Annotated in this window: 15 protein-coding genes and 1 pseudogene; 9 read left to right on the top strand and 7 right to left on the bottom strand. The window is 62.1% G+C overall.

Annotated features, from left to right (window positions below; genetic code table 11):
* Window positions 1-435: 435 nt before the first annotated feature.
* The 3 genes from LXT13_RS04955 to LXT13_RS04965 form a co-directional block, all read right to left on the bottom strand.
* Entirely contained in the window at window positions 436-1,503 is a 1,068-nt protein-coding gene (locus tag LXT13_RS04955; RefSeq protein WP_233370510.1) for a hypothetical protein, read from the bottom strand.
* A complete protein-coding gene (locus LXT13_RS04960) occupies window positions 1,503-7,622 on the bottom strand; it encodes an AAA family ATPase (protein WP_233370511.1) in 6,120 nt (2,039 codons plus the stop codon). The genes LXT13_RS04955 and LXT13_RS04960 overlap by 1 nt, the downstream gene beginning before the upstream one ends.
* 87 nt (window positions 7,623-7,709) lie before the next feature.
* Window positions 7,710-9,335 carry an NUDIX hydrolase gene (locus tag LXT13_RS04965; protein ID WP_233370512.1) on the bottom strand — a complete coding sequence of 542 codons (1,626 nt, stop codon included), beginning with the start codon at window positions 9,333-9,335 and terminating at the stop codon, window positions 7,710-7,712.
* 242 nt (window positions 9,336-9,577) lie between these two features.
* Between LXT13_RS04965 and LXT13_RS04970 the strand changes: the two genes are divergently transcribed.
* The 4 genes from LXT13_RS04970 (at window position 9,578) to LXT13_RS04985 (ending at window position 14,878) form a co-directional block, all read left to right on the top strand.
* Window positions 9,578-10,732 carry a ComEC/Rec2 family competence protein gene (locus LXT13_RS04970; protein ID WP_233370513.1) on the top strand — a complete coding sequence of 385 codons (1,155 nt, stop codon included), beginning with the start codon at window positions 9,578-9,580 and terminating at the stop codon, window positions 10,730-10,732.
* Window positions 10,732-12,996, top strand: a complete 2,265-nt coding sequence (locus tag LXT13_RS04975) for a ThiF family adenylyltransferase (RefSeq protein ID WP_233370514.1) — start codon at window positions 10,732-10,734, stop codon at window positions 12,994-12,996. Before LXT13_RS04970 ends, LXT13_RS04975 begins: the two co-directional genes overlap by 1 nt.
* Window positions 12,993-14,063 (top strand): patatin-like phospholipase family protein, encoded by a 1,071-nt coding sequence (locus tag LXT13_RS04980; protein ID WP_233370515.1) that lies wholly within the window; start codon window positions 12,993-12,995, stop codon window positions 14,061-14,063. Before LXT13_RS04975 ends, LXT13_RS04980 begins: the two co-directional genes overlap by 4 nt.
* Before the next feature lie 185 nt (window positions 14,064-14,248).
* Entirely contained in the window at window positions 14,249-14,878 is a 630-nt protein-coding gene (locus tag LXT13_RS04985; RefSeq protein WP_233370516.1) for a hypothetical protein, read from the top strand.
* 40 nt (window positions 14,879-14,918) lie between these two features.
* On the opposite strand, the gene LXT13_RS28920 is transcribed toward LXT13_RS04985, so the two are convergent.
* Window positions 14,919-15,251, bottom strand: a complete 333-nt coding sequence (locus LXT13_RS28920) for a histidine phosphatase family protein (protein ID WP_419964643.1) — start codon at window positions 15,249-15,251, stop codon at window positions 14,919-14,921.
* Between the two features lie 40 nt (window positions 15,252-15,291).
* On the opposite strand from LXT13_RS28920, the gene LXT13_RS28925 reads away from it, so the two are divergent.
* Both LXT13_RS28925 and istB read left to right on the top strand, forming a co-directional pair.
* On the top strand, window positions 15,292-15,474 hold the full coding sequence (locus LXT13_RS28925; protein ID WP_419964644.1) for a hypothetical protein: 183 nt from the start codon (window positions 15,292-15,294) through the stop codon (window positions 15,472-15,474).
* Window positions 15,471-16,235, top strand: coding sequence for an IS21-like element helper ATPase IstB (istB, locus tag LXT13_RS04995; RefSeq protein ID WP_233370518.1), 765 nt, complete (start codon window positions 15,471-15,473; stop codon window positions 16,233-16,235). Before LXT13_RS28925 ends, istB begins: the two co-directional genes overlap by 4 nt.
* A 109-nt stretch (window positions 16,236-16,344) precedes the next feature.
* Here the strand turns inward: istB and LXT13_RS28930 are convergent.
* Both LXT13_RS28930 and LXT13_RS05010 read right to left on the bottom strand, forming a co-directional pair.
* Window positions 16,345-17,374: pseudogene (locus tag LXT13_RS28930) on the bottom strand (IS5 family transposase).
* Between the two features lie 125 nt (window positions 17,375-17,499).
* Window positions 17,500-17,922 (bottom strand): DUF418 domain-containing protein, encoded by a 423-nt coding sequence (locus tag LXT13_RS05010; RefSeq protein WP_233370521.1) that lies wholly within the window; start codon window positions 17,920-17,922, stop codon window positions 17,500-17,502.
* Window positions 17,923-18,173: 251 nt separating this feature from the next.
* Here LXT13_RS05010 and LXT13_RS05015 point away from each other — a divergent pair, with 251 nt between their 5' ends.
* The 3 genes from LXT13_RS05015 to LXT13_RS05025 all read left to right on the top strand — a co-directional run bounded on the left by LXT13_RS05015 (window position 18,174) and on the right by LXT13_RS05025 (window position 21,079).
* Window positions 18,174-19,133 (top strand): alpha/beta hydrolase, encoded by a 960-nt coding sequence (locus LXT13_RS05015; protein WP_233370522.1) that lies wholly within the window; start codon window positions 18,174-18,176, stop codon window positions 19,131-19,133.
* A 65-nt stretch (window positions 19,134-19,198) separates the two neighbouring features.
* Window positions 19,199-20,569 (top strand): family 43 glycosylhydrolase, encoded by a 1,371-nt coding sequence (locus tag LXT13_RS05020; protein WP_233370523.1) that lies wholly within the window; start codon window positions 19,199-19,201, stop codon window positions 20,567-20,569.
* 162 nt (window positions 20,570-20,731) lie between these two features.
* The gene (locus tag LXT13_RS05025; RefSeq protein ID WP_233370524.1) at window positions 20,732-21,079 is read left to right on the top strand and encodes a PilZ domain-containing protein; all 348 of its coding nucleotides are present in this window, start codon (window positions 20,732-20,734) and stop codon (window positions 21,077-21,079) included.
* Window positions 21,080-21,110: 31 nt separating this feature from the next.
* Here LXT13_RS05025 and zwf read toward each other — a convergent pair whose 3' ends face one another.
* Window positions 21,111-22,574 carry a glucose-6-phosphate dehydrogenase gene (gene zwf / locus LXT13_RS05030; RefSeq protein WP_233370525.1) on the bottom strand — a complete coding sequence of 488 codons (1,464 nt, stop codon included), beginning with the start codon at window positions 22,572-22,574 and terminating at the stop codon, window positions 21,111-21,113.
* Window positions 22,575-22,718 lie beyond the last annotated feature (144 nt).

Genomic DNA, 22,718 nt, shown 5'->3' on the forward strand with positions numbered 1-22,718 from the left:
CTGTGACGGGATGATCGACCGTGACGCCCAGCGCCAGGCATATTTTCGAAGTCCGGATGATCGACGCCGATGCGAGCACTTAACGCGGATGGCAATGTTTCGAAGCGTCTTGTCGGGGCAGGGATATTCAGGGTTGGTCTTGCGTAGCCGCTGGCCCCTCCGGCCCGCGCCCGTTCAGCCGATTGGCACTCGCAGGTGGTCACTGCCTTGCACCTCTGTCGATCGGCGTCAGTCACAAGGCAGCGGTAGCAGACACTAGGATTAGAGGTGTTCTAGTAGACCAAACGGCCGACGGGAGGGCAGTGACCACGCCTACTCGTCCTCTTCCTCCATAGCCTCCTTTGACTTGCGCTGAGGCGCAATCCCGTAGCAGGCGTACTTGACAAGTGCGTCATGCAAGTCAAACGCTGGCTCAGCTCGGCCAAAAGTGGCCGCTTACAACAGCTCGAGCGCTTGGTCCGGCGTCAGCGGTTCCAGATGTGCCAACCTGTTCCGCAGACGCCTGTACTTGTCCGCTAGCCGCACGATTTCGGCAGGCAGCCTGTGTTGCCTGGCGAGGGTGAGGAGTTCGCCGAACTCCAGGTCGTCGAGGTCGCCGAGGTTGGCTGGCAACAAGCGCGTGCTTTTCATCCGTTGCGCCAACTGGCGCCGTTTCAGCTCCAAGGCTGGTAGCAGCTCGGCAGCCTGCGCCGCCCACAGCCGCAGCGATAGCTCCGCCTCTGCCTTTCCGCTTTTCAGAAGGACTAGGGCGTGCTCAAAACGGGTCCCGTCAAAGTCGGCGATTCCGCCTGCTTCCCAGCACGCCTCGCTGGGGCGCCCAGTTTCCTCCCCGGCATCTACTGCAAGAATCGCCCGAACCGGGTCGAACAACTCGTGCCACTCGAGCTTCAGTAGACGATCAGCGAGTTCGAAATCCCACAGCGCCAGCCGCATCACGATGCGTGCAAGCAATTTCCCCTTTGCGTCGAGGCGTCCGGAGGCTAAGCGAAGCGATTGAGTCACGTAGCTGAAGACATCCGCCTCGCCTATGTGGCCGTCCCAGATGAGTGAACGCAGAGCGGGCGCGCGACTTGGTAGGCGATTGCGCGAAACGCCAGAGGCGAGGACCAGAAATTGCGTCCTATCAAAAACTCCAACCGATCTGCAAGCATTCGAATAGTCGTCCAGAAAGCGAGCCCAAGCTGGCCAACTCGGCATCTCGACACTCCTCACCAACACGATGCGGTGGCCATGGAGCGCCGCTATCAACGACGCTGCAGTCCGACTGGGCGGCTTGTCATATGCGATCTCCAGTTCGGCAAAGATGTCGTCTATCGGCAGCTGCCCGCTTGGTGTGAGCGAGAGGGTCGGTTGTAAGCCATCTGGCAGATGTTCTTTCAGAATCGACGCTATCGAATTCACCGCCGTCGTCGGAGCTCCAACTACGACGTTATCGCCAACACGGAGTGCCTCGCTGACCCCTTCGAAGAAGGCCGCCGGCCCTGGAAGAGCCCACCAATCCATCAGCGGTCGGCACCCAGCAGAATTCGCGCCGCAACCCGATCCACCGTCCAGAAGCCAGCACCCTCCCGGCGAGTCAGCCCAAGGAGCTCTCCCCAACGCAAACTAGCATGAACCTTATCCGGCGATATCTCCGCCACCGCGGCTAGTTCGCTGGCTTCCACGGGTTCCGTCAACTGTGCAAGCACATCGATCACTGCAGTCGGTTCTTTGACGTCCCATCCAAACTTTTCCTGGAACTCTGTTCGCTCGGCTTCGCTGGACGCCAGCCAGCGACCGCCCGTCTCAAGACGCTCCCTGAGCGTGCGCAAGTCTGTGCAGTCGCCGGCCAGCTCTGTAATCAGCGCGGGCCAAAGCCCAGTAGCGTCGACGAGCCCTCGGCGCTCCTCAGACTCAAGCTGCAGTTGCCTCTCTTCGAGCCAATGGCGTAAGAAACCGTCGTTCCACTGCAGCAACGACATCCAAGGGGAGCCGCCGCCCTCTGCGCCCTGCCCATCGCACAGCAGCCGCCAGAGAGTCGCCGGCTCAGCGACAAACACGAGCGATGCGAACTTGTTCTCCGAACGCAGAGTCTTCAGCCGCGACGTGGCCTCCTGTAACCACAACTCGGTCCAGGGCGTGGTCTCAGGGATCACAAATACCGAAACCTGATCCTTCGGACGCTCTGACAATGCCGACTGAAGTGCGTTGCCAAAGGACTGGCGATCTGAGCAGGCCATTAGCGCAACCGGTGCAGTGTCACTTCCCAAGTAGTCGGTCAGACTAGGGACCACGTCCGCAATTCCGGCCGCCTGAGTCCCCGCAACCACAGTGACGTGGTTCTCTCGCAGCAATAGTCGGCTCAGCTGTTGATAGGTGAACACATTGCGGGCCGGTTTCGTAGGAGCTTGTCGCAATGGCGGCCGAAAGGTGGCCGACTCGAACTCAACAGCAGGCTCCCGCTCTCTATTTAGGACGGTGACAATCTCTTCCTCCGTGCCCAGCAGGAGAAGTACGTTGGGATTCCGCAGCACATATCGCCCGACGGAGGGAGATCGCAGTACGCCGAGTCCCACCATTTCGTCGAGTAAAACCTGGAAGTCCAGTTCGCCCGTGTCGCGGAATCCTTGTGGCCACCAATGAAGCGCCCCTGCCTGGTGAATGGTCTGCCAGTGCATGCCATCGCTCTGGGAATAGCGATCTCGCAATAGGTCCAACGCCATCGCGTAGGCCAAAACCTCATAGCGCGGATCCAGTTGCAGAGTCAGGCGGAACTTTGCCCGGATCTCATCACGCAAAGCATCGCTCGAGTAGACCTGCTCGATGTCACTGTCAGTCACGGCATAGCGCGGACCTTGAAGTCGCTGACGTCCAGCGACCTGGTTGAGCATGTTCCGTAGGAGCTGTGAGCAGTAGAGCTGGATGAGGCTAGGGTAGTAGTTGGTCTGCGCCAGTATCCGGATCACCAAACTCTTGGACTCGAATACAAAGCCAGCTGCGGCCATGGGTTTGCGAATAAGGTCCGCGGCCTCCTTGACCTCGTCCTCCGCGTGCAGAGGTCCGATCTCAATCGGCTCGCCGAAGTGGGCCAGCGGGTGGTTCGGGCGCTCGGTCATGCGCAGGACGTTGTGCAGGCCGGCAAAAACGACCTTGAATCGCCGCTGCGTATCGTCCATCAGCTGCTTAAGCTTGCGCGTCTCCTCGAAGTCGTTTCTGCCATCCTGTTCAAAAAACCGGTCTGCCTCGTCTAGCAGAAGAAGCACGCGCCTGTCAGCGTTCGCAGAGAGGAAATCTCGGATGGCCCTCACCACCAAATCCGCGGCATGCTTCTTGCCCGGTATCGGTGCCGACGACTTGGCGTCCAACACCTGCAGTTCCTTTAGCTTGTCGTGCAGCGTGACCCAGATCTCCCCCGCTGCCAAACTCACGCCTATGCCCTCGGCCCGTAGATCGATCCATCGTGCGTAGTGCCCGCGCGTAGGCGAATGAAACGACTGCTCCGCACGTTTGAGCAGAGCCGTTTTGCCTAGCTGACGTCCGCCATAGATAAAGCAACGGCCGTTCAGGCCCCGAACCGCCTCCAGCTCGAGACCACGACCATAGAACATCTCAGCCGGCACGAGACCTGCCGATGCGTCGTACGGCAGCGAATAGGAAAACGGCATCGCCACATCAAACCAAGCGCGTAGCCGCGAGCCAGTGGCGGTGAATAGGTATACCAAAAGAGTCTCGTCCAGCAACATCAATGAACGACGCTTTGTCTTGGTCATCCGGCCAAGGTCACGCCACTTTCGCTCACTCATGCGTCCGAAATACAGAAGCAGCGCCGGTCGGTTTACGGCCAGATCGCCCACCCACTGCAACAGCTCGTCTTCGGTCGGGCGGCCCCACACGCAGATGACGCGATACCGTCCACCCGCAGACGATCCATACATCGGCAGCGGGCAGACATGTCGATCCTCAATAGGCGCCGCATCCAGAGTCCAAACCTCGCGGCCCGATACACGCTCCGCCTGCTGCAAGTTCCTCACGGTGAAACCGATACCCGTGAGCAACAACTCCAATCTGTCTCTGTCGCCAATCTGGCGAGTCTTCATGTCCGACCAGGACGAATACATCTTTGCTGCCTGCGCGCGCTGTGCGCTGTCAACCCGCTCTGCGTCCATGCCGGGAATCGCTTGACCTTGCTTGATGGCTTGCTCGACGGTGTCGCGACGATGGTCATCAAGCCAGGCTTCGATGGCCTGCATGGAACCTGGGAAAAAGTGGTCAAAGCCTTCGAGCACTTCTTCGTCAAGATCGGTCGGAGCAGGCTTTCCTTGCTGAATCCAGTGCACGAGTTCGCGCGCCGTCGCTATATCGCCCTCGTTGAGGGCTTGCTCCACCTCACCTACCGAGGCACGCATTGATTCAGTGTGCGCAATGCTGTGCAGGGCCGAACGAACATCCTGAGCTTGGGCCGCACGCGCATCCGTCACTCGATCGCGGATCTCTCTAATCTGCGCCATAACGAAATCAAAGCGACGCATGTCGTCCAGCTGAGCTTCCCAGCGCGCCAATTGACTCTCAAACTGGCTACGGTCCGCTTCCGGCAGGTATCCGTATGCGAGCCCCACCTCAACGGACCGACGGCAGTCGGCAATGTTGCCGCGCACAGTTTGCTTCCAGCGTTCTCGCTCAGCACGCAGTTGTACGGAATCTGGTCGCACGAGCTCTGCCTCGACCATCATCTCCACGCCCAGAAGGTCGCCACGGGCCAAACGAATCTGCAAGATTTGTTCAGCTGGGACCGGCTCTCGCGTCTGGAGATCGATCATTGCCAGGCCGTCCGCAGCCTGCACGTCTACCTTCCAGTCCTCAGAGATCGGAAGGTCCGCAAGACAAAGTAGCGGCCGTCCAAGGATCTCACTTGGCGTAGGTTCGGAATCTGCCAGCGGTGACGCGCTGTCGAACAGATCCAGTAGGCCACGCACTGCACGTAGCGCCTGCTGCTGACCGCCAGCCACCAAACCCCAAGGATCGTGCTCAGGAGTGCGTAGCAGCTCCTGCTCCACGGCTGATTGCTTGTCGCGAAGAGCGGCATGAACGGCTTCCAGTCGATCTCGCAGTTGATCCCCGTGGCGGCCTAGCAGCTCTACCTGCGCCAACCACTGGCGAGGCAGCTTGAGGGCTTCATCTACGAGACGTAGAAGGTGCTCCAAAGCTCCCGCGTGGATGTCCTCACCACGACGGCGCTCGTTCAATTTGCGGTCGGTAATGTGAATAAGCCGGGCGACCTGATCCGAATCCGATAGCACGGCCAGTCGCTCTCGCACGCGCTGGGCATCCGCAATCCGGTTGTGAACAACCGGGGCCACCAATGCCTCGATTTCACCGCCTGGCCGAATCCAGCGCTTCCACACCGCGGTGGCCGCCGAGAACTTGATCGTGTAGGCCTGAGCTTGCACACGAAGCCAGTCGTCAGCCGTGTGCTGCAGGGCCTGCAGATCCGCTCGGATAGCCGCTTCACCGCGCGCTTGGCGTAGCACCGTCGGATCCACTCGAAATCCAACAAGCTTCGAACTCAGCTCACGCAAACGCTGGACAAGCGCATAGAGGGCTGGGTAGTGGCCGTCTTGATGCAGATAAGCGGACACGGTGGCTGCACTCGTGCTGGGGGCCAGCACCATTGGTCGCAAAGTTGCCGCTGCCAGTAGCAAATTGACCGCCGCATGCCAGGATGGCGGTGTGTCCGCCGCGTAGTCCTCAGGGACGAACTGTTCGAAACGAGCGCCCAGTGCAGCTTGTACCTGCCCGTCAGGCAGCATCAGTTCTTCGGCTAGAGCCGTTGCTGCCAGAAGATCCGGTGGCGGCACTTTCGTGCCTGCGTAGCCCAGTTCGATCCAGCGTGCCGCCTGATATGCCAGCGCTGGTTGGCCTGCGACCATTGATGCCCAGATGGGGCGGCACCGATCACCGGCGACCTCGGAGTAGGGATAGGCTGCGATGCGCTGCGAAGTGGTGTCTTCGACGGCTGAGGGCGTAGTAGCAGTTTGCTCGTCGGGCGGAGGTGTCAATGCCTCAGCGTGCGGTTCAGCCTGCGCGAAAACAGCTGCAGCTTGCTCAGCAGAACCTTCCGCCTCTACGAGTTGGGGCACTACTTCGGGCAATTCCTGGTTTGGTGCGGACGGCTGGGGCGGGTCATGCGGAAAAACTACAGCTTCGTCACCGTCTTCGTGGGCGGCAGGTATCCGGTCATCTAACGACTCCGTCGACTGGTTCGACTCGTTCAGCCTGGCGGCGTAGTCGGCGGAGTAATCAAACGGTTCCGAGAAAGGCGAAGCACCATCGATCAGTTGGTCATATCGCGATTGTTGATACGAGATGGCATCAGATAGTCCTTGCTGCGCCACGGTCTGCCGGCGCCGAGCTGCTGCTTGGGCGCCGAAGCCCTTGGATTCTTGGCCTGCCTGTTCGGCAGCCTGCACCGCGATCCGCCTGTCCGCCACTTCTGCGGTTGCCCGCTCGTACAAATCTGCCGCCTGCTCAGTCCGAGCAATCGCACCTTGCGCATCGGCGGCCAGCTCGTCGATCGCATCCGGCTCGTGTTGCACTGCCAGCGCCAACTGCCAGCGGGCGTCGATTTGCGCGATCAACTCTTCATTTAGCCAATCGAACCCCGCGCGCGCCCCTAAGGCGCGCAGATAGATCATCAAGTCGCGGCGCAGCGCCTCAAAGCGTTCGGCTGCGGGTCTCTCACGCTGTGGAAGAGATGCCCCAAACTCGCCGAACTCCTCGGCTAGAGCTGCGAGGTCGGAAACTGCTTGCTGAGTGGGGTTTTGCCTCAGTTCCGCTGCCACCACATCCAATCGGGCCAGCAAGTCGGCCCAATCGGACTCGCCCATGGCGGCGTCGGTTGCCTCCCAAGTACGTATCTCCACTTCGTCACACTGAGCAATCGCTGCTAGCGCAACACCCTGCTGTTCGTGACATCCCACCGCATCTGCAGACTGCACTAGTGCTCCAAGCTCTGGCGAAAGCTGCGCGCAGCGTTTGAGGGCCTCGTCGACAAACCAGCGGCTCCAGCCTATCAACGAAAGCGCATACGCAGCTCTCCCAGCCTTGGTACGACGCTCGGCCTCCAGCTCGGCCCAACGATCCAGGTCCTCAACGACTCGTGGCCAGAGCATGAAGATGCCTAGTGAGTCGGCGTTCGTATCAAACGCAGCGTGCGACTGGAGGCGATCGCGGATGCGCTGCCACTCTGGACAAGCTAGCGCCAACGCAACCTCGTCCAACTTCAGATTCAACCAGTCGGGCGCATAGTCTTTGAGCAGCGGCACGGCCAGCGCAGTGGCGTACGCCGGGCTGCGCATCCAGGGGCCGAGTCCGCTGCGCAACTTGGGGACGACGCTCCAGAAGCTGCGGAACTGTTCTTCAGCATTCGTGTAGCGTGGCGGCACCTCGACGTCGGAACGCGCCAGATCGGCAAGCGGCCCCGGCCGATAGGCGGACTTTTGCATGTCACGTCGCCGGTCCCGGTTGAGGCCCGTGTGCCGCCGCATCAGGGCGAGGATTGCTGTCTCCCGCCCCTCGCGGCGAAGCAGCGATTCGGGCAACCCTGAGATGGGCTGATGGAGGTACAGGTTTTCGTCAACTTGCATCACAAAGGAAGCGTGCTTGGTGAAACTTGATCGTGCGGGCCAGATGATCCCGGACGGGGGTGGTTGTCGTACAGGTGTTCGGCCGGATCAGGCTAGCGTCCGACGCAGGCCCATTCGATACTCCTTTTTGTCCACGTAGACGAGCTTGCGCAGCCCGATGGCTTGGCTGGACTTAAACGCATCACGGAACTGCCGGTCCGGGTCGCTGAGTTGACCAGGTCCGTCGCCCTGCTCGATCGATAGCAGTGCTCGCACTAGGCTGCGTGAAAGCTCATGCACTGACGTAGCCTTGCCAAGGTGTCCGAAAGTGGTGTCTATGGCCTCAAGGTGGATCGCGAGGCGGCTGTCTGCTTCACCCTCGGGTACCTCAACTCGAAAGAACGTGCGAGCCAGGAACAATAGACGAGGGTCAATGTCTAGCCGTACAAACTGGCCATTCAACAGCCGAGGTGTTGGAAGCGGAGCCTTGCCTTGCAGCTTGCGAACGAGTTGATCGGCGACGCCCTGGGCCAGTCGACTCTTCAACACGATCCAGCCGCGATGAAGCAATGAGACATGTTCGGGGCTCGGCTGACACGGTAGGTCCTTCGCGTGCCATGCCAACAGCATCAACAGCTCCCATTCCTCTTGCAAGAGGTCGCATCTAAGGGGCTGTTCCTTGCCTGTCTTGCCGACCAGAAATGCGGAACCATACGAACCAGGAAGGTCTACCGCACAAGTTTCAGCAGCTGTCGGCAGTCGCAACGACGGCGAGCCCGAATCGGGGACGCCGGCAAGCAGCACTCGCGCGGCTTCGTAGCCCCCGGCCTTCAAGGCGTTCACATAGGCCCGCTTTCCATCCGGCCTGTTGTCGTTCAGCAGCTCGTCCGCTGTGAACCATGCCATTTTTTCGGGTGCAGCCTGCTCCGTTTGCATTAGAGCCAGTTCACCGCCAGGCTCCAGCAGTATGGAGTAGAGGGCGAAGAAGTACTGGGTAAGAGCGTGGCTGTTGCGCGCGCCTTCGACTTGTCGATAGCTGTCCAGGACTTGAAATCGATGCGCCGCGTAGTGCTCTGGTAGGAGTCCAACTTCCTCTTCCAACTCGCGAGCAAGGGTCAGTTCCAGCGCCCCCAGTAGCTGCCCATCAAGCCCACCGCTCCAGCCCGCGAGCGCCTTTTGTCGTGTCTCGCGTGGCAAGTCCTTCAGCGCCAGTCGTCCACCAGTGAGTACCCAGTGAGGAACCCCGCCCTTGGAGCGATCCCTGTCTTCCCGCTGCACGAGTAGATATCTGTCGCCAAGGCGAATCACGCCCCAGGCTACGTAGACGAAGCGAATTGGGGAGGCCTGGCGCGATGGATGAAAGCGCTGCCGGCCGTCCTCCAGAAAATGAAGCAGCCTGCGCTGAGATTCGATCTCGTCCTCAGGCTTGCCAGCGTCTTGCTCCCAATAGTGGAGCGGAAACAGGGTCTGGCCCGGCGTTGAGAGAGTCGACAGCAACGAGCGAGCCATCAACTCCGCCGGGAATGAAACGAAGGCCCACCGACCTTTTTCAAGTTCGCCGTCATCCAGCAGGCAGGTCGCCTGGAAGAGTCTGCGGATCAAGCCCACGATCGCGAGAGCCGCGTCCGATGGCGCATCTTGCTCTAGCACCCGTATCAGGTCGGTCTCTTCAACGTGCACGCGCGTGCTTCCCTCCTCAGCGTTGGCAGGAAGGGCCAAAAGCAGGCGTTCCAAGCTGCATGTCGCGGTCACGTTCCTCCCTGTTTGGTTTTTTAGACGCATTGTGAGGCAACCCGGCCAGACGTTCCGGTAGGTCTCCTGTACCGACCCCCGCGTGGTTAACAGAATCCAACCTGTCCCGGCTGACTGCGTCGCCCTGTTGGAAGGAGCAAGGGCCGGATCAAAACAATTCCAGACTGAGCCGCATAGGTACGGAACGGAAGTCAGCCAACCAAACTTAAGAGGACGGACCACTCATGCCTGAGCAGCATCAGATCATTTTTTATCCCGTTGGAAATGGGGACACGTCTCAGATCGTGCTCCACCACGGCCGTCGGGTCCTGCTCGACTTCTGCCATCGCAAGAACGCCGAGAGCGCAGACACGCCGGAGATCGACCTGAAAAAGCGGTTGAAGGACGAGTTGGGCGCTGCTGGGCGGGACTACTTCGACGTGGTGGCGTTCACCCACGCAGATGCCGACCACATCCAAGGCAGCACCACGTTCTTCGAGCTCCATCACGCAGCCAAATACCAGGGCGCGGATCGCATCAAGATCAATCAGCTTTGGGTTCCGGCTGCCATGGTCTTGGAGAGTGCTGCAAACGACCGGCAGAGCGAAGAGTTTGTCATCCTTCGACAGGAGGCTCGCCATCGCCTGCTTGAAGGGCAGGGCATCCTGGTCTTCTCGAAGCCTCAGGCCTTGGTCGACTGGCTCGTTCCGAAGTTGAAGGAGCGAGGCGAAGCTGCGACCGCTCGCGACCACCTGTTCATCGACGCAGGTACCTTGGTGCCCGGGTTCAGCCTGGCTGCCGACGGAGCGGAGTTCTTCTGCCACTCCCCGTTCGTGAAGCATTGCGAAGGGGAGGACCTCATTCGGAATACCGCGGCCCTGGTGTTCAACGTGCGCCTTCTGGCTGGCACGAGCACGTTCGATTACCTCGAGATCGGCGATGCGCACTGGGAGGACTTGGAGGACATTGTCCGCATCACCAAGTTCCACAAGAACGACGATCGCCTGGCCTGGGACCTGATCAACATCCCTCATCACTGCAGCTACCTGTCGCTCAGTGACGAGAAGGGAGAAAAGGAGACCGAGCCGAAGCCCCTGGTCAAGGAACTGCTCCTGGCGGGCAAGGCCGACTCGTACGTCGTCAGCTGCAGCAAGCCGGTCGTTGACGTCAAGGAGTCCTACACCCAGGTCCAGCCGCCTCACATCCAGGCACGGAAGGCCTACGAGAGGCATTTGAAGGCAGTACGTGGCCGAAAGTTCCTCGTGACCATGGAGGAACCGAACGCCGCGAGGCCTGAACCTCTGGTGTTTGACGTGACTGCCGGTGGGGTGTCCTGGGCAAAGCCGGCCCTTGTCGGTGCCCCGGCCATCGTGACCAGCCGTCCGTCGCGAGCGGGCTAATGGAAGACGAGTTCTACGAGCTGGCTGGCTTCGGCGTCCTGGCGAACCCCGACGACCTGACCCTGCAGCGTGCACAGGGGCTGTTCGCGGCGGCGCGAGATGCGGCCGACTTCAGTGTGGTGCAGTTGATGTCACGTACTACGCGGGACGGGGCGCGTATTGAGGCTCTAGTGGTCGACGTCGAGTGCGATGGAGTTCCTTCTAAGAATCAAGCAGGAATCCAGTACCGCGAACGCTTGGCCTTGTTGGTGGGTCAGGATCAAGCCGCGCTCGTCGAAGTCCTTGCCCTTCGCAGGTCGTTCCCGGTCCTGATGCACCAGAACCACGGTGCGCGCGATGGGGCCGCTAGCCTTTGCCTCTACTTCGGACCGACACCAACCGTGATGCGGACATGGACGCCACAACGGTTCCTGCGACGCGTTCAGTGGTGGCTGGAGCAGAGCGCCAAGGGCGAGCTACACCCCGCAGATCAGCCAGTCGAGCACTTGTTCTTTGCTTCCAAGTTCGAGCTCGTGCTGCCGTGGAATATCGATGCGCTTCAAAGCGCTGGCGGTGTGCGGATGACCATTAGCCGTAGCCCGGCCAGGCCGGACGGAGGCTGCACCTTCTTCCTGAAAGCCATCAACACCGGTGGTGGCGTGCCAACGGGCTTGGCTTCGCATATTGAACTGACGCTGCCTCCTGTAGTCCAGGGATTCATCGAGCGTGATCCGTCTACCCTGGGTGATCTGGCCAATCTGCTGGCCCAACGGGGGGTGGACCTGCTGCCGCAACTGGTCGCCGCGCTCAGTTCAGGTGTTGGTAGCGGCGGCGTACCTATGGGTCAAGAGAATTCGTTCGTGGTCATCGTTTTGCACATTCCCATGGTCCGCGAGGCTGGCGGCGAGGTGCAACGAGTGGCGCGCCGCGCATTCTTGATTGAAGGGGATCTACACCAGTTGGGGGTGAAGGCCGGAGCACTCTACGAGCATGAGCGACGCTACTTCGCTGAAGTGCAGGGCTCATTCCTTGCGCGCGATCCAGCCACGGACTGGAAGAATGAGCCCGTCGTTCCGATGAGCGTTTTGCAGTTCCCTGACGGACTTGCCGCCCGCGCCCAGTCCAGCCTCAACGACGAAGGGCCGCGTGGTGCACTGGTCGGAGCGGGCTCACTTGGCAGCGCCATACTGAACCTGTGGACACGCGCTGGATGGGGCCGATGGTGGGTCATTGACAAAGACCACGTGAAACCACATAACTTGGTCAGGCACGTTGCCTTCGCAGGGCAAGTCGGGGAACTCAAGTGCGACGCACTGGCCGAGCTGAGTAGCGCTGCCACCGAGGGAGCAGCGGTAGTGACGCCAATCAACGGGGACGCATGTGACCTCAGCGCCGCGGCAATGCAGAACGCCCTCGTAAATGCGGAGTTGATCGTAGACGCTTCCGCTGCGTTGGAGTATCCGCGTCATGCTAGCTTCCAGGAAGGACTGCCGCGGCACGCGACGGCCTTCGTGACGCCCAATGGCAACGGCTCGGTCTTGATGATCGAGGACCTAGATCGTGGCATGCGACTGCGATCCCTGGAAGCTCAGTACTACCGCGCCATCCTTCGTGAAGAGTGGGGCGTTAAGCATTTGGAAGGCAACCTCGGGACGTACTGGAGCGGCGCGAGCTGTCGCGACATCTCAGTTGCGATGCCGTATTCGCGTATTGCGGCTCACGCGAGCACGCTGGCCGAGCAAATCATGCTGTGCAGCCGCCAAGCGGAGGCCTGCATTCGAGTGTGGGCACGCGATCCCGAGACCGGAGGCGTCTCTGTCCATGAGGTCATCCCGACCGCTGAGCGCGTTTTGTATTTTGGTGAACTAACCGTCTTCTACGATGAAGGGCTGGCTCGTCATCTGAAGGCGCTCAGACTTGCCAGCCTTCCAAATGAGACCGGCGGGGTGTTGCTGGGCTATCACGATTTCAACGTTGGGGCGATCGTCCTCGTTGATGCGCTGCCGGCGCCATCTGACAGTCAAACTAGCCCTGGCTTCTTTGAGCGGGGAGTTGCTGGCCTTGCGGTGGCCGTTGAGGACGCTTCGTCGCGGACTGCTGGCATTGTTGGATATGTCGGCGAATGGCACAGCCACCCACGCGGGCACTCAGCGGCGCCTAGCCGCGATGATCTCGTTCAACTGGCGGAGATCAGCTTGGGAATGCATGGTGATGGGCTACCCGCACTCCAGCTGATCGTGGGGGAAGGTGACATCCGAGTGCTGCAGGGAATGGTGCGGGCATGACGGCTACGAAGAAATCGATCGCATTGGCACTGTCGGGCGGTGGCATTCGCGCAATGGCTTTTCACCTCGGCGTTTTGAAGCATTTGGCTGAGCGAGGTGTGCTGGAGTCCGTGGAGAAGATATCGACGGTTTCTGGGGGGAGCCTAGTGATCGGATTGCTGCTCCAACAGAACGGAATGCGTTGGCCGTCTTCGGAGATATTTCTCACTCATTCGCTGCCGGGGATGCGCGGTGCATTGTGCTCGCGTAGCCTCCAATGGGGTGCCGTGCGCCAACTTCTCAACCCCAAAAACTGGCGCTTCCTTCTTTCTCGGGCGAACCTGCTTGCGCTCGCGCTTCAGCGGGAATGGCAGGTGACCGCCGCTCTCGGCGATCTTCCCGATGTGCCCGAATGGTCCATCAACGGAACTACGGCGGAAAGCGGGAAGAGGTTTCGATTCAAGTTCCGGGACATTGGCGAATACACACTTGGGTATGCCTCGGCAACACGCTTTCCGCTGGCCAGCGCATTAGCAGTCTCTGCGGCCTTTCCGGGTGGATTTGGTCCCCTTGCAATGGACACCGGCGGTTTTGAGTGGCGAAAGCGTGAATGGGACGCGCCCGTCAAGTCGGCCGAGCCTTTGGCACCGCCGTTTCGCAAGCTTCATCTTTACGACGGTGGCGTGTATGACAACTTGGGGATAGAGCCCTTCTTTGACGCCGGCCGTCAGCGTCCAAAGCACGAAGGCCACTACGTAATCTGTGCGGACGCGGGGGCGCCATTGACGCAAGGCTTCGACATGGGGCCGCTAAATGCCTTCCGCCTGAAACGTGTCGCGGACATCATGTCTGACCAAGCACGATCTCTGCGCGTCCGCACGTTCGTGCATTACCTGCAGGAGCGACCCTTTGCCGGCGCATACCTGGCTATTAACACGCCGGTGACGGCGGGCGTGAAGTGCGAATCGGCAAAGTTCGCATCTTCGTTCCCGACGACGTTACGCCGCTTGACCTGTGAGGAGTTTGATCAGATTGCGCTGCACGGGGCGGCAGTCGCCGCTCGTATACGACTGGGGGACCTCGCGTAGTGATGCGTGGATGTCCGCGAGGTCTGGGGGTGCAAGTCTGCCGGCGGAATTAATTGAATTTTCTATTCACGAAAAAATTTTATTGCCGATGTGTGCCGCCAACCGGCCGAACTGGCTTAACTCGCCGTGAAACTGCGCCGCTCCGAGGCTTCTCGCTCTAAATGTTATCCGTCCAGAGAGGGCCAATGGACTACATTATTTCAGTGCTTTTAGGAATTGTCGGCAATCTGCTTACCCCCACGGCCAAACGTGTGCTGCGATGGCCAGCGGAAATCCCCGATGATCCAACACTGTTGGCGCCCCTGTCCGAACAGAGTGAGCTTGACGATGCATATAAAGAGCAAATCCGGGTGCATAACCGTGCACGGCTGAATCGAGCCGCGCGTATTCTCTGGATTCATGCTTTTACTTTTTTCGCTTTGTTTGCGGCCTTCTATATGCCGCTTATGTGGAAGGCAACGCCGGGTCATGACGTTGAGTTGGCGGCGACCCGGCTCTCGCTCCTGAGCGGCTGGTCGTTCAGAGGTGATCGGCTGCTGGAGCTAAGCCTTTTGCTTGCATCCGCCTTTTACGCTCCTCTGTGGCTTATTAGTCAGCCTATTGGAAACCTCATTGCTACTGCCTGGGATCAGCTTTACAAAGTTTCGCCCGCTAGATATGCATCGCTTATTGGCCTCGCATTCATGGCTCAATCGTTCCTAATCGCCGGGAATTGGATCTACTTGCTTTACCCGAATCAGTCCTACGTTGATGCATTGATGCTGCCCGTTGTCTTGGTCTTGATTGGCGGCTACTTTGGCTCGGCAAGAAGGTAAACACGAGCCTGCCACCACATGACATGGTCATGGCAGCGCTTCACAGTTCTCCTAACTTGACGACATCGCAGTTGCCCAAGCGGTATCGTGAATCAAACGTTCTAAACCCGTGCATATCACTTGGATCCCGAGAGCAGGCAAGTCGCCACCGCATGGCGTTAATGAACTGCCCATGCCCGAATATCAGCGTCAGTTTGACGACTGACGACTGCCCTGTCGAAAGGCGCTCCAGACAAGCGTCGACCCGCCCCACAAAGTTCCGGAAACTCTCCGCGCCGGGCCCGTCAGAGTGGTCCGGATCAGCGCGCTGCCAGTACGCCTCAACCCACTCCCTTCGCTGCTCGACCGTAGTCCCGGCGATCGAGCAAGGCATCCACAGCTACAAGCACGTCAAGGCGCTGACCGAACGCCTGGTGGCCGATGCCTTGGCCGCCATTGATGCCACCGCCGGTGCCGAGCATGGGCACGATCCCGGCCGCGCCGATCTGGCCCAGGAGCACGCGTTGATCCGTGACTCCCAGGAGTACGGCTCGCTGTTTGCTCAAGCTGCCGCACAAGCCGGAGCGCACGCCGACCTGGGAGGTGAGCAGCCATGACCCTGATCGAGATTGATCGCGCCCTGCGCCAGTTGCGCCTGTCCGGCTTCGCCGACACCCTGAACACCCGGATCATGCAGGCCCAGGCCGCCCAGCAGCCCTTCGTCGAGACCCTCGCGGCGCTGCTGCAGGACGAGTTGGACCGGCGCCGCACCAGCCAGACCGAGCGCTGCTACAAGCGCTCCGGCCTGGACGAGCGGCCGACCCTGGTGGACTTCGACTGGCAGTTCAACCCCAAGCTGCCGCGCGCGGCCTGCTTCGAGCTGCTCACGCTCAAGTTCGTCGCCGAGGGCGCCAACGCACTGATCGTCGGCAAACCCGGCACCGGCAAGAGCCACACCGTCAAGGCCTTGGCCTACCAGGCCACCCTGCAGGGGCTGCATGTGCGCTACGTCGAGGCCGACACCGCGCTGGCCCAGTACGCCCTGGCCACCACCCAGGAGCAGGCTGAGTTGGTCAAGTCCTGGAGCGAGCCAGATCTGCTGGTCCTGGACGACCTGTTCCTGGCCCGTCGCATCCCCGAGGCCGCGGCCGAGCTGCTCCAGGCCGTCGTGCATCGCCGCTACAAGCTGCGCCGCTCCATCGCCATCACCTCCAACCGAGTCGTGACCGACTGGGGCAAGTACCTCAAGGACGCCACCATGGCCACCACCATCCTCGACCGGCTCATGCACCGCTGTTCGATGCTTGAGTTCGAGGGCAAGAGCTACAGGCTCAAGGAGGCCGCCAGCCGCCTGGCCATCAACCTTGAAACCTCATAATCCGCCGTCCTTGCCTGGGGGAATTTAGGGTGGCCACAGGTGGGGGAATTTGGACTGGCCATCGGGGGTTTGAGGCCTTTCGAGCCCTCTCCCGGGGGCCTTTGGCCCCTCAGGACGGACTACTCCCTGCATACGGCTGCAGCCGCCCGCTTTGCAGCTTCCTCATCGCCTTGAGCAGGTTCACACGAGCGCCGCCCAGGCCATCTGCTTCTGCGTCTTGGCCGCCCCGAAGTACCGCGCCCGGCTCAGGTGGAAGCGTCGCTTCATCGTGCCGAAGCCTTGTTCAACCTTGTAGCACAGCGTGGCGATGGCCCGGTTCATCTGGGTCTGCAACGGATGCACCGGATGGCCCCGGCTGCCCTTGAGCTGGATCAGTTCACCGATGCCCTTGGCCTGGAGGTACTCACGGTTGGCCGCGCTGGCATAACGCTTGTCCGCCAGCACGTCCTCAGGCTGGATGCCTTGCTCGATGAGCGCGTCGACGATGCCCGGCAGCTTGTTCACCTCGGACTGGTTGGCCGGGTGCACTTCGACGTGTTCGACATAACCGTCCTCGGTGTCCACGGCGCTGTAGCCGCGATAGCCGAAGAAGGCCTCGTTGCCCTTCTTGACCTAGCGTGCCTCCTCGTCGGCGCTGTCCACCACGTCGGCCTGACCCTCGTCATCGACTTTGACATGCTGGTTCGGCCGCGCCCACTCTCGATGATGGTGGCATCGATGATCGCGCCGCGGCTGCCGGCGACCTTCAGGCCCTGGCCTTCGAGCTGGACGTTGACCCGGCGCAGCAGCACCTGGTCGAGCTTGGCCGCGACGAGCCGGTTGCGGAAGCGGCAGATGGTGGTGGCGTCGGGGAAGCTACCGTCACCGGGCTAGAAGCCCGTGAACACCATGAAGTCCAGTCGCACCTTGAGCGCGTGCTCCAGCTGCTTGTCCGAAAGCCCGTGCCATTGACCCAGCAGCATCAGCTTGAACATGGACAACGGCGCGTACGGCTCAGGGCCGCCGCCGTGCGTGGCCTCACGCTTGTACAGACCCTTGAGCTTGTGCGCGATCTCGGCCCAGTCCAGCAACTCGTGCAACTTCATCGTCGGCGAGTCTTGGACCAGCGGCTTGGCACCCATGAGGAAGAAGCTGTCCATGTCCTGATTGCAGCCGGTCTACCGGCGCCGCGCATCAGGGAAGTTATGCAGCGGTCTCGACATCGTGTTCGTCAAAGCTCATGGGGGCACTTCGGTACATTGACCTTCATTTCGAAACTTTGTTATCAGCTCCCACGCGCCAGGATCAGCAGGAAGCCCAGCGGCACGTAGATGGACAGGATGTCGCCCCGCCACAGCAGGTGGTGAACGAACGCGATCAGCCCCAGCACGGCCAGCCGCCAGCCGAAGCGCAGCGCCACGTTGTCGCCGCGCCGGGCCAGGCTGTTGATCTGGATCGTGAAGCTCAGGCCGAACAGGAACGAGAAGACCGAGAAGAACTTGCCCATGAACAGCAGCACGTTCGCCCCGAAGGCCAGCCCGGCCGGGACGGTCTGGAACTTCTGGAACAGCTCCTGCGGCAGCGGGCCCGCCGTGTACCAGACGATCATGTGCGCGTACAGGATGCCGAACAGCGCAAAGCCGCGGAGCACGTCGACGGCAATCAGGCGCTCGTGCGGCGGCGGGGTGAGGTCGCGTGACGTGGGCATGGCGTTCCCTGGACTGTCGTCGGGCTCGAGACAAGCGGCGAGCGGGCCGGTGTTGGCCCAGGCGCAACGTAACACCCGCACGCGCGTCGACCAAGCTGCGGATTGATGAAGAGCCGCGGGCGGCAATGAACGGCCGTTGAGCGTCATGAGGTGTCCGGTCCCATGGGCGACCCGAATGCCGTCATCCCCATGGTCGACCTCGCCGCGCCGCGCTATCGTCGGCGCCCCCCCAAGCCCCTCGGGACCGCACGATGCCACACCGCCTCGCCGCCTTCGCCCTGCAAGTCGCCGCGCTCTGCGCGGGCCTGCTCGGCAGCCCCGCCAGCCCCGCCAGCCACGCCGAGGACGACCGCGCCGCCCCGCGCCGCTACCTCAACACCGTGTTTGCCGAGCACGTGCGCCACGGCAACCTCGTGTATGCCGAGAACGTCAACAACCTGGACGGCAAGGTCGAGAAGCTGACGATGCGCGTCTTCGAGCCCAAGGGCGATACGGCGGCCAGGCGCCCGCTGCTCGTGCTGACGCCCGGTGGCGGCTTCGTGCGCACCGAGGACTTCTGGATGGACGACTTCGGCGAGGAACTGGCCCGCGCCGGCTACGTGGTGGCGATCCACCGCTATCGGCTCTCCAAAGACCTCAACTCGCCGGCCCGGTTCTACGACGCCCTCTTCAAGGCCATGTCCGACCAGAAGGCCGTCATCCGCTGGTTCGTGCAGGACGCCGCCGGCCCCAACCGCTTCAAGGTCGACGTGGACAACATCTTCATCGGCGGCCACTCCGCCGGCGCCTTCACGTCGCTCTACACGGCCTACCTGGACGCCCGCAACAAGCTGCCCGACGCCGGCAGTGCCGCGCTGAAGGCCAACGGCGGCCTGGACGGCAACAGCGGCTACGAGCAGGTGAAGTTCACGCTGCGCGGCGTCATCAACCTGTCCGGGGCGGTGACCGACATCGACATGTTCGATGCCGGCGAGCCCGTGCTGCTCAGCATCCACGGCGACAAGGACGACGTGGTGCCGCTGGGCTCCAGCCCGACCGGCCTGCATGGCTCCGCCACGCTGCACCAGCGCGCCCAGTCGCGCGGCATCAAGAGCGTGCTGCAGGTCGTCGAGGGCGGTGACCACATCGACCCGGCGGACCCCAAGCGCTGCCCCGAGTGCCTGCCGCTGATCAAGCGGTTCATGTTCAACACGATGCAGCATCCGCAATGAGCGGAGTGACCGGCGGCCCGCGCGGCTCCGGTTGCCACCGACGACCACGAAATCACTGGAAGACCATGCCCTGTTCGCTTCGCCAACTGCTTGCCCTTGGGTTTGCCGCGGTTCTGCAAACCACCCCCGCGTGGGCGACCAATCCGCTGATCATGGATCAGTTCACCGCCGACCCGACCGCGCGGGTATTCAACGGCAAGGTCTATGTCTACCCGTCGCACGACATCAAGGCGCCGCCGGACTACCAAGGCAAGCCCGACTGGTTCGTCATGCCGGATTACCACGTGTTCTCGTCCGACAACCTCACGGACTGGAAGGATCACGGCGTGATCGTCTCGCAGAGCGGTGTCGATTGGGTAGACCCGACGGCCTATGCGATGTGGGCGCCGGATTGCGTCTACAAGGACGGCAAATACTATTTCTACTTCCCGGCCATTGCCAAAAAGGACGCCAACGCCGGGGGCGACAACAAGCGCCCGGAATTCAGGATCGGCGTCGCCGTGGCCGACAAGCCGGAGGGGCCCTTCAAGCCGCTGTCCACCTACATCCCGGGTGTGCGGGGCATCGACCCCAATGTGCTGATCGACAAGGACGGCACCGCCTACCTGTACTACTCCGCCGGCAGGATCTACGTCGCCAGGCTCAAGCCCAACATGACGGAAATCGACGGCGAGCCGAGGGTGATCGACAACCTGCCCACCCAAGGGCTGGTGGAGGGGCCGTTCGCGTTCGAGCGCAACGGCATCTACTACCTGACCTACCCGCACGTCGCCCACAAGATCGAGCGGCTGGAATATGCGATGAGCACGTCACCTCTGGGGCCGTTCAAGCATGCCGGCGTGATTCTTGATGAATCGGAGAGCGGTTGCTGGACGGTGCACCATTCAATTCTGGATTGGCAAGGGCAGTCTTACTTGTTCTATCACGACCGGGATTTGTCGCCCCATTTCGACAAGAACCGGTCCATCCGCGCCGACAAACTGTTCTTCAACCCCGACGGCACGATCCAGAAGGTGATCCCGACGCTGCGCGGTGTCGGGCTTGTGCGCGCCGACGGCGAGATCCAGATCGACCGCTTCAGCGCGAAAAGCACGGACGGGGTGGCGGTTTCCTTTCTGGACGACGCCCATCCGCAGGCGGGATGGAAGACGACCTTCAGCGCTGAGAAATCGTGGGTGAAGTTCAACGACGTCGACTTTGGCCAAGGGGGGCAAAAATCCATCCAGGTGCGCGCCAAGCTGGGTGCCGCAAGCACGCTCGAACTGCATCTCGACCGACCCGACGGGCCCTTGCTGGGGCGGGTCGAAATCGACAAGCCCGGTGGTTGGCAAACCTTCGTTGCTCCGGTCAGCGACATGCCGCGCGGCGTGCGGGACCTCGTGGTTACACAGGCGCGTGGCGCCGCCGTCGAGGTGGACTGGGTGCGGTTTCGATAATCACCTCCGGCCCGTGACGCCGGTTGCTGCCACAAGGCTTGTTCGTGGTGAGGCCCGCGGCCAGAATGTCGGCGCTGCCCATTCGTCGTCGCGTTAGTGGCCGTCTGCCGCCATCCGGCGGCCCACCGAGCGAGCAGCCATTCTTCGGGAGGCCGCGCGAACATGGACCAGCCAGCACTACCGGGCAAGGAACGCCGGACCACTGAACGCAAGACGCTGCGCACCGCCGCGCAGCTCAAGCTGCCGTCAGGTCATGTGGTCGACGCGCGCACGCTCGACATCGGCAAGGGCGGCGCCGGTGTCGTCAGTGACTACAACCTCGTCGTCGGGGCGAAGGTGGCCGTGCGCATCACGCTGCCCGTCACCTCGTCGGGTGGCGTCGTCTTCGAGGCCACCGCCACGGTGGCCAACTGCACGTTGGCGAGCAAGGACGGCGGTTTCCGGCTGGGGCTTCAGTTCCAGCCGCTGGAGACGGCCGCCGCTGCGGCGCTGAAGGCGCTGCTGTCCTGAGGCCAGCCGACCTGGGGCGACCCGGCCCCGCTCAGGCCCCCGACTTGTTCGGGTTGCGCCATGCCCGCTCGAACGGCAGCCGCCACGCATGCGGGGCGATCAGCTGGTGGACCGACTTCGGGCCCCAGCTGCCGGGCTCGTACAGCCGCACCGGCGGCGGCGACTCCAGCAGCGGCGTCGACACCGCCCACAGCCGCTCGATGCCCTCGGCCGTGCAGAACAGCGTGTGGTCGCCCTTCATCGCGTCGAGGATCAGGCGCTCATACGCCTCCAGCACGTCGCCGATGAGGCCGGTGTCGTGCATCGCGAACTGCAGGCTCAGCTTGTCCAGCCGCATGCCCGGGCCGGGCCGCTTGCCGTAGAAGCTCAGGCTCATCTTGCTGGCGTCGGCCAGGTCGAAGGTCAGGTGGTCGGGCCCCTGTGCGCCCACGCCGCTGCCGGGCGGGAACATGCTCTTGGGCGGCTCGCGGAACGCGATGGAGATGATGCGCTGGCCCTCGGCCATGCGCTTGCCGGTGCGCAGGAAGAAAGGCACGCCGGCCCACCGCCAGTTGTCGATGTAGCACTTGAGCGCGATGAAGGTCTCGGTCTCGCTCTGCGCGTCCACGCCCGGCTCGTCGCGGTAGCCGCTGTACTGGCCGCGCACCACGTCGCCCGGCTGGATGGGCAGCATGCTGCGGAAGACCTTGTTCTTCTCCTCGCTGATGGGCTGGGGCTCCAGCGAGGTAGGCGGCTCCATCGCCATGAAGCCGAGGATCTGGAACAAGTGCGTCACCACCATGTCGCGGTAGGCGCCCGTCTGCTCGTAGAAGCCGCTGCGCTGCCCCAGGCCCAGCGTTTCGGGCACGTCGATCTGCACGTGGTCGATGAAGTTGCGGTTCCAGATCGGCTCGAACAGCCCGTTCGCAAAGCGGAAGGCCAGGATGTTCTGCGCCGGCTCCTTGCCCAGGAAGTGGTCGATGCGAAAGATCTGCTCTTCAGCAAACACGGCGTGCACCGCGCGGTTGAGCTTCACGGCGCTGGCCAGGTCCGTGCCGAAGGGCTTCTCCATGACGATGCGCGCATTGGCCACCAGGCCGGCTTCGCCCAGCACCTTCACGGCCGACAGCGCCGCGTTGGGCGGCACGCTCAGGTAGTGCAGCCGCTCGCTCTCGCTGCCGATGGCGCCTTCAGCCCGCGCCACGGCCTCGGCCAGCGCGGCGGGGCCGGCCGCCAGCGGCACGTAGTCCAGCCGCGCGGCAAATGTGGCCCAGTCGGCATCCGTCACCGGGCGGTTGAAGAACTGCGACAGCGCCTGCCGCGTCAGCACGCCAAACGCGGCCGTGTCCATGTCGTCCAGCGACACGCCGATGATCCGGTAGTCGGGCAGAAAGCCCGCCGTGCACAGGTGGAACAGCCCCGGCAGCAGCTTGCGTTTGGCCAGGTCGCCGGTGGCGCCGAAGAGCACGACGACCTGCGGTAAGCGGGGGCCGACGCCGGGGGGGATCTTTGCCATGGTGGGGTGCTCCTGCGGTTGGCTGCGATGCAGGAAGCGTTAGCAAAGATCGAACCATTGGGCGGCTCGTGTCCATGACGATCAATCCAGCCCCCGCGATTCAGCCGCCGTCGTGTTCCGCGCCGACGTCGAAAGAGGGACAAC

The organism is Pelomonas cellulosilytica (genome assembly GCF_021353265.1).
Taxonomy (GTDB): domain Bacteria; phylum Pseudomonadota; class Gammaproteobacteria; order Burkholderiales; family Burkholderiaceae_C; genus Pelomonas; species Pelomonas cellulosilytica.